At 37.5% G+C, this 7212-nt stretch carries 8 protein-coding genes; 3 read left to right on the top strand and 5 right to left on the bottom strand.

All coding sequences use genetic code 11. From position 1 onward, the window contains the following. Nucleotides 1-57: 57 nt before the first annotated feature. Both Q0371_RS17020 and Q0371_RS17015 read right to left on the bottom strand, forming a co-directional pair. Nucleotides 58-1365: a DRTGG domain-containing protein gene (locus tag Q0371_RS17020; protein WP_169360952.1), complete on the bottom strand. Its 1308-nt coding sequence runs from the start codon at nt 1363-1365 to the stop codon at nt 58-60. Nucleotides 1366-1426: 61 nt separating this feature from the next. Continuing rightward, the gene (locus Q0371_RS17015) at nt 1427-2110 is read right to left on the bottom strand and encodes a metal-dependent hydrolase (protein WP_298473301.1); all 684 of its coding nucleotides are present in this window, start codon (nt 2108-2110) and stop codon (nt 1427-1429) included. A 115-nt stretch (nt 2111-2225) separates the two neighbouring features. On the opposite strand from Q0371_RS17015, the gene Q0371_RS17010 reads away from it, so the two are divergent. Then, nucleotides 2226-3317: a Xaa-Pro peptidase family protein gene (locus Q0371_RS17010; protein ID WP_169360950.1), complete on the top strand. Its 1092-nt coding sequence runs from the start codon at nt 2226-2228 to the stop codon at nt 3315-3317. A 229-nt stretch (nt 3318-3546) separates the two neighbouring features. Here the strand turns inward: Q0371_RS17010 and Q0371_RS17005 are convergent, their stop codons facing one another. The 3 genes from Q0371_RS17005 to ald form a co-directional block, all read right to left on the bottom strand. Then, a complete protein-coding gene (locus Q0371_RS17005) occupies nt 3547-3900 on the bottom strand; it encodes a CrcB family protein (RefSeq protein ID WP_298473298.1) in 354 nt (117 codons plus the stop codon). Further along, nucleotides 3897-4253, bottom strand: a complete 357-nt coding sequence (gene crcB, locus Q0371_RS17000; RefSeq protein ID WP_298473295.1) for a fluoride efflux transporter CrcB — start codon at nt 4251-4253, stop codon at nt 3897-3899. Before crcB ends, Q0371_RS17005 begins: the two co-directional genes overlap by 4 nt. A 68-nt stretch (nt 4254-4321) precedes the next feature. Then, nucleotides 4322-5437 carry an alanine dehydrogenase gene (ald, locus tag Q0371_RS16995; protein ID WP_298473293.1) on the bottom strand — a complete coding sequence of 372 codons (1116 nt, stop codon included), beginning with the start codon at nt 5435-5437 and terminating at the stop codon, nt 4322-4324. 199 nt (nt 5438-5636) lie between these two features. On the opposite strand from ald, the gene Q0371_RS16990 reads away from it, so the two are divergent. Next, a complete protein-coding gene (locus Q0371_RS16990; protein ID WP_298473291.1) occupies nt 5637-6092 on the top strand; it encodes a universal stress protein in 456 nt (151 codons plus the stop codon). Nucleotides 6093-6540: 448 nt separating this feature from the next. Continuing rightward, a complete protein-coding gene (locus Q0371_RS16985) occupies nt 6541-7209 on the top strand; it encodes a GIY-YIG nuclease family protein (RefSeq protein WP_298473289.1) in 669 nt (222 codons plus the stop codon). Nucleotides 7210-7212 lie beyond the last annotated feature (3 nt).

The following is a 7212-nucleotide window of genomic DNA, read 5'->3' as shown; positions in this document are numbered from 1 at the left end:
TCGCTTTTCTCCATTTGCCTGTCGGGGCAGACATAGGCGCTTGCGCTTTTCTAGTCATTATCTTTCTAATAATTGATAAGTGACCATAGCCTTACCAACTAATTGTTTATCGTGGAAAACCTCAATATCCATCTTCGCTACTTTCCTACTCATTTCTAATACCCTCACTTGGATGCGCAGGATACTTTCTAATTGAATAGGCTTAGTGAAATAAATCGTCATGTTTTCAACGACAGATTCACCACGCTTTTTAATTTTTAACGCTTGTGCTCCTGTTTCCGTTAAAAGGATCGCAAAGGCCCCATAAGACATCGCCCCGTAATGGTCCGTCATTTGTGGAGTCACGACAAATTCAAACATGAACTCCTCAGATGAAACTACTTTAATCTGCTGCTTTACTATATCATCAATCGTTTCACCGTTTTGAGGCTGTCGAGAAGCAGCCTGCAAGGCCTTTAATACATCCTGCCTACTGATGACACCTTCTAAATAATTGCTCTCTTTTACAACAGGAAGAAGGTCTATTCCTTCCCAAATCATACGATGGCTAGCAGAAGCAACGCTCGTTTTCATCGTAATAGCAATAGGATTCTTCGTCATAACCTTTTCAATCATCTCATTGCTATTTCTTCCGATGACATCACGAGCCGTCACTATTCCAACGAGCTTATTGGATCGATCTACTACAGGGAATCCCCCATGAGAGGTCATATTATTTAAATCTCTGTATTGTTTTACAAGGTCTGTTGCGTATAAATAAGACGTCTCTTCTAGTGGTACATATATATCCTCAATTAGTAAAACGTCTTTCTTAATAAGCTGGTCGTCAATCGCTCGATTAATCATCGTGGCAACTGTAAAGGTATCATAGCTCGTGGATATAACCGGAAGTTCTAGCTCATCCGCTAATTTTTTAGTGTTCTCCAAAACATCAAAGCCACCCGTGATTAATACTGCAGCTCCAGCCTTTAAAGCAGTCTCATGAACCTTCAAACGATTACCAACGATCAATAGATTGCTTGGCTCTACGTAGCGCATCATATCATCCAGCTGCATGGCACCAATAACGAATTTGTTCAATGTCTTGTATAACCCAGCTTTACCACCAAGTACTTGTCCATCTACTATATTAACTACCTCTGCAAATGTAAGACGTTCGAAGTGCTCTTTTTTCTTAAGCTCTATTCGAATCGTACCCACTCGTTCAATAGTACTAACTATTCTTCTATTTTCTGCTTCCTTAATGGCTCTATAAGCTGTTCCTTCACTTACCGATAAATCTTTTGCAATTTGCCTAACCGATATTTTATCACCAACGGGAAGGTTTTCAATGTAAGCCAAAATCTGCTCATGTTTTGTTGTCATGTAGTCACATCCAAACGTTAGTTATACGCTTATTGTAACACATTTTAATAATTTTCTTATCCTAGGAGAGTGCAACAAATTCTCCAGCTGAAAGTATTTGTACCTCTGCCTTTTTAACTAAGCTTTCAAAGTACTTCGGATCTTGTTTGATAGGTGGAAAAGTATTGTAGTGAATAGGAACTACAATTTTAGGCTGAAGTAATTCTGTAGCATAGGCAGCATCCTCTGGTCCCATTGTGAAATTGCTACCTATAGGAAGGAAAGCAACATCAATATCGTGTCGATCACCTATAAGCTTCATATCACCAAATAAACCAGTGTCCCCAGCATGGTATAGGGTAGTTCCCTCTGCACTGAAGAGAATACCAGTAGGCATCCCTAAATAAATGACCTGACCTTCCTCATTTGTAGTAGAAGAGCTATGAAAAGCTTGTGTAAATTTCACTTTACCAAACTCAAATTCACGCTCGCCTCCGATACCCATCGGATGCACTTCTACCCCTTTAGATTGTATATAATTAGCAAGCTCAAAAGGTGCTACGACAATGGCATTGCATTTTTTAGCAATCTCCACTGTATCTCCAACATGGTCATCATGGCCATGTGTTAAAAGAATAGCATCCACTTGTTGTTCAGCTGCGTTCAAGTCTGTTTTTTCATTCCCCGTTATAAAAGGGTCAATTAAAATAGTGTGAGAATTTGTTTGAATTTTTACTACTGAGTGTCCATGATAGCTAATTTTCATTTTGACATCTCTCCTTAAAAATTATTTTAAATCTACTTATTGTTCATTCAACGCTAATGCAAGAATTCCTTTATTCTGCTATCCTTATAATATAAATAAAAAAGAGGTGCTTTACTTGGAATCTATAAAAAAAATTCAGTCATACCTACAAATTAACAGCATAGACGCTGCTTTCGTAACTACTCCTGATAACGTCTTCTATTTTACCGGATTTAAAAGCAATCCGCACGAACGTTTACTTGGAGTGATGATTTTCAAAGATGCTCCCCCGTTTATCATTTGTCCTAAAATGGAGATGCCGGATGCCAAGGCAGCTGGTTGGTCAGGTACTATTATCGGTCATCAGGACACAGACAATGCATGGGACGTATTAGCGTCAGCAGTAAAAGACAGCGGACAATCCATACAGAGCCTAGCAATTGAAAAATCTCATATGACGGTTGAAAGATTAGAAGCTATAACGAAAAGATTTTCTTCCCTTCAAATTAATCGTTTAGATGAAAAGATTAATGAGCTACGTGTTATAAAATCCGAGGCAGAATTAGCTAATATGCGTAAAGCAGCAGAGCTAGCAGATTATGCGATTGAAGTCGGTTGTAAAGAGATTGCTGAAGGTAAAACGGAGCTAGAAATATTAAATGCTATCGAGTTAGCCGTGAAAGAAAAAGGCGCAGCTCAAATGTCATTTGATACGATGGTATTAAGTGGACCGAAGACTGCTTCTCCTCACGGAACTCCAGGCGATCGCAAAATTCAAAAGGGTGATTTCATCCTGTTTGATCTTGGTGTAGTGTATAACGGCTATTGTTCTGATATAACTCGTACGGTAGCTTTCGGCGAACCTTCTCCTGAAAAAAGAGAAGTATACGAAACGGTACTTAAAGCAGAAATGGCAGCTGTAAATGCAGTGAAGCCAGGTGTCACTGCTATGGAATTAGACAAAACGGCTCGTGATGTTATTACGGAGGCTGGCTATGGTGAATACTTTACGCATCGCCTTGGTCATGGCTTAGGAATTTCAGTTCATGAATTCCCTTCGATTACAGGTGTTAATGAAATGGTATTAGAAGAAGGAATGGTATTTACGATCGAGCCTGGTATTTACCACCCAGATATTACGGGCGTACGTATTGAGGATGATGTAGTGGTTACTGCTGACGGAGTTGAAGTGTTAACTAAATTCCCGAAAGAGCTGCAAATACTTTAAAATGTTTAAAAGTCTAATCCTTTAGGGGTTAGACTTTTTTCATTTCATAACAGATTAGTGAGTGAGTAGAGTTGATTTCCGCTTTAGACGGACGCTTTCCGCGGGTGGAGCGATAAGCCCTAACCCATCGCTTACGCGCGTGGCTGTGAGGTCTTATCTGTCTCCCTCCTCCCGCTGGAGTCGCCGTCTGCCGCTCCAATCAATACAGGCAACCCCAAAAATTAGAGAGCTAAAATATAGTTCCAAAAAAGTAACCTATAAAAGCTACGAACAACCCACCTACATAAGTAGAAATAAAATAAAAAAGGTATTGTTTTCGTTTTTCCTTTAGTTTTATCAATTCAACGTTCAACGTTGAAAAGGTTGTCAGTGCTCCTAATAGCCCAATACCAATGAGCAGATAATAAATTCCTTCCACGTTCACCCCACACAGTAACCCAAGTAGAAAAGATCCTATTAAATTCACAAATAGCGTTCCATAAGGAAACTGGCTATGCTTATTTAGTTTTTCAGCAGTATAAAATCTCAGTATTGCACCAAGGAATCCCGCTCCTCCTACTGCTATTAAAGAAATTAGATTCATACTTCCACCTCTTTTTTCCATCCAAGATTACTACTAATCATGCCGCCAATTATACTGCATATTAGATAAATCAGTGCCAAAGCATATTCGGATTGTTCTACTAAAAGTATAGTTTCCACACTAAAGGCTGAAAAGGTAGTAAAAGAACCGAGGAACCCGGTGCCTAAGGCGAGGCGTAATTTGTAGGAAAATCTCTCTGTACGAGACAAAATAAAAGCAAGAGCAAAACACCCAATTAAATTTACAAATAAAGTGGAAAAAGGGAAAGAAGATGAAGGATATATATAAGATCCAATCACATATCGACATATTGCACCTAGTCCACCTGCGAGGCCAACGTATAGATAATTCACTATTACACCTCACTGTCTAGAAATTTAGAAATCACCCAAACTCTTTAGAGCTGGGTGATTGAGTAATGTTATTTTAAAAGAGTTGTTACATCTGTATATGGTAAGCCTTGTGCTTCTGCAACTGCTGCAAATGTAACATGACCGCCTAATGTATTAATCCCTTTTTGAAGAGCTAAATTATCCAGACATGCTTGCTTGTACCCTTTGTTTGCAATTTGCACTGCATAAGGTACTGTTGCGTTCGTCAATGCCATCGTAGATGTTCTTGGAACAGCTCCTGGCATATTCGCAACTGCATAATGTACTACGCCGTGCTTTTCATAGGTAGGGTTATCATGCGTTGTTATTCTGTCAGAAGTTTCAAAGATTCCCCCTTGGTCAATGGCAATATCGATTACAACTGAGCCTGGAGTCATTGATTTAATCATATCCTCTGATACCAGCTTAGGAGCTTTGGCACCAGGTATTAATACAGCACCTATTACTAAGTCTGCTTCCTTCACCGCTTCTCCAATATTGTAAGGGTTAGAGATTAGAGTTTGAACATTGCTTCCAAAAATATCTTCTAATTGACGTAGACGATCGACGTTTAAGTCGATGATAGTTACTTTCGCACCCATTCCTATCGCCATTTTTGCAGCATTTGTGCCTGCGATCCCACCACCAATAATTGCTACATTAGCACGTGGAACCCCTGGAACTCCACCAAGTAAAATTCCTTTACCTCCATGGATTTGCTCTAGGAATTGAGCGCCAATTTGGGTAGCCATACGACCTGCAACCTCACTCATTGGTGAAAGAAGAGGTAAAGAATTGTTTGGTAATTGAACTGTTTCATAAGCAATCGCTGTCACTTTCTTCTCTAATAACACTTTTGTTAATGCTTCTTCAGGTGCTAAATGTAGATAAGTGAACAGGACCGTTCCTTCTTGAATTAAGTCAAATTCCTGATGTGTTGGTTCTTTTACTTTCATTACCATTTCTTGATTCCATGCTTCGTGAGCAGTTTGAACAATCGTTGCTCCTGCTGCAATATAATCTTCATCGGTAAAGCTAGAACCTAATCCTGCTCCTGTTTCAATAAACACTTGATGATTATGTAGAGTTAAGCTTACAACTCCCGCTGGTGTCATTGCGACACGGTTTTCATTATTTTTAATTTCCTTTGGAACTCCTATACGCATGTCTATATCCCCTTTAACAAGATTAAATAGATTAGTGAAACAAGTATATTTTAGCATTAATAATTCTAAATTGCTCATCAATTCGTCCTTATAATTAGCCTTTGTTCACAAATTAGACTAAATAACTATTAAAAGATAGCAGGAATTAGAGATTAAGTATAGAAATATAATAGTATAACAAACCCAGGAGGGATTTAGAATGACATTAAAATACAATCAAATCTTAGTAGCAGTAGACGGTTCAAAGGAAGCAGAATTTGCTTTTAAAAAGTCTGTTTCTATTGCTGAAAGAAATAACGCAACTTTAAATCTTGTTAATATCATTGATACTCGTTCTTTTGCAGCTATTGAGGCGTATGATCGATCTATTGCGGAAAGAGCTCAAAAATTTGCAGAAGATTTACTTGGTGGATATAAAAAAGAAGCTCTTGCTGCAGGCGTGGCAAATGTAAATATTATTGTTGAGTATGGCTCACCTAAGACAATGATTTCGAAGGATTTAGCTAATAAGGTAGAAGCAGATTTAATCATTTGTGGAGCAACTGGTCTAAATGCAATGGAAAGATTTTTAATTGGTAGTGTGTCTGAATATATTGTACGTTCTTCTACTTGTGATGTATTAGTAGTACGCACTGATGAAGTACTAGAAGCTTAATATAGTATATTAAATTTAGAGAATCATGGCTTATGCCATGGTTCTCTTTTTTTGTTTTGGATGAGTATTAAATTTTGTGGTAAGTAGATAGGAGAAGTGGAGGCAATATTAAAAAGTAAGTAGAGTTGATTTCCGTTTTAGACGGACGCTTTCCACGGGGTGAGCGATAAGCCATCACCCATCGCTAACGCGCGTGGTTGTGATGTCTTATCTGTCTCACTCATCCCACTGGAGTCGCCGCCTGCCGCTACAATCAACAATTGGTTATCCCTTCTTAAAACCTCCTAGCTAATGCTTTAAATCAAGTAAGAACAATGCCATTCATCACTATTTAACTATAAATATGAGTTTTATTATACTATAATGGAAAATAATACTATATTTTATAGAAATCAATTAGAAAGAGACGTGAGTTTTTTTGATTAAACAGCTTGTGGACCGAATATTTATGAAAAACTCTATCACTAAAGAGGCAACAAATGAATTATCTTTTGCGCAACCTCAAAAAATATATCTTTTTGAAACAAATCAGGAAGAATTAGAAACAATACTTAAATCTCCTTTTCCAGACGGTAATGCTCCGGGGTATGTGTACTTCGTCCAAGAATATATGAATGGCACTTTTAAAATTGGAAAAACAAAACACATCGAAAAACGAATGAATCTTTTTAACATTAAGCTTCCATTTGAGAACAAACTTATCTACTTGATTAAGACTGGAAATCACCACCAGACAGAGGTGGCGTTTCATAAGCATTTTGCTTCTAAACGATTAGAAGGAGAATGGTTTAGCCTGAACAGAGAAGATATGAATTGGATTAAGTCAGGTAAATATACGGATGAAATTAACTACACTATTAATAACAAGAAAGAAATAGATGAAAATTATAAAGAAAAAATCGCTGAAGAACATTTAAAAAAAGAAAAACCATTAACTAAAAAACAAATACAATATGCTAAAACAATGATCCAAAAATTAGATCAGGAGTATGAGTTAATGATTGATTATTCCTCTTTAACGAATGAAGATTTAAGTAGATTAAGTGTTTATTTTAGATTTAAAAACATTGGTGCTTTAAACAACCTTGTTAAAAACGGTGTGTTAAAGAAGAAATAATAT

The sequence above is a fragment of the uncultured Psychrobacillus sp. genome, assembly GCF_938022135.1.
Taxonomy (GTDB): Bacteria; Bacillota; Bacilli; order Bacillales_A; family Planococcaceae; genus Psychrobacillus.
This window is presented reverse-complemented; position numbering and strand designations above follow the sequence as displayed.

Coding starts and splice junctions, on each gene's coding strand:
- Q0371_RS17020 (WP_169360952.1), bottom strand. CDS start 1,365: ATGACAACAAAACATGAGCAGATTTTGGCTTACATTGAAAACCTTCCC.
- Q0371_RS17015 (WP_298473301.1), bottom strand. CDS start 2,110: ATGAAAATTAGCTATCATGGACACTCAGTAGTAAAAATTCAAACAAAT.
- Q0371_RS17005 (WP_298473298.1), bottom strand. CDS start 3,900: ATGAATCTAATTTCTTTAATAGCAGTAGGAGGAGCGGGATTCCTTGGT.
- ald (WP_298473293.1), bottom strand. CDS start 5,437: ATGCGTATAGGAGTTCCAAAGGAAATTAAAAATAATGAAAACCGTGTC.
- Q0371_RS16990 (WP_298473291.1), top strand. CDS start 5,637: ATGACATTAAAATACAATCAAATCTTAGTAGCAGTAGACGGTTCAAAG.
- Q0371_RS16985 (WP_298473289.1), top strand. CDS start 6,541: ATGAAAAACTCTATCACTAAAGAGGCAACAAATGAATTATCTTTTGCG.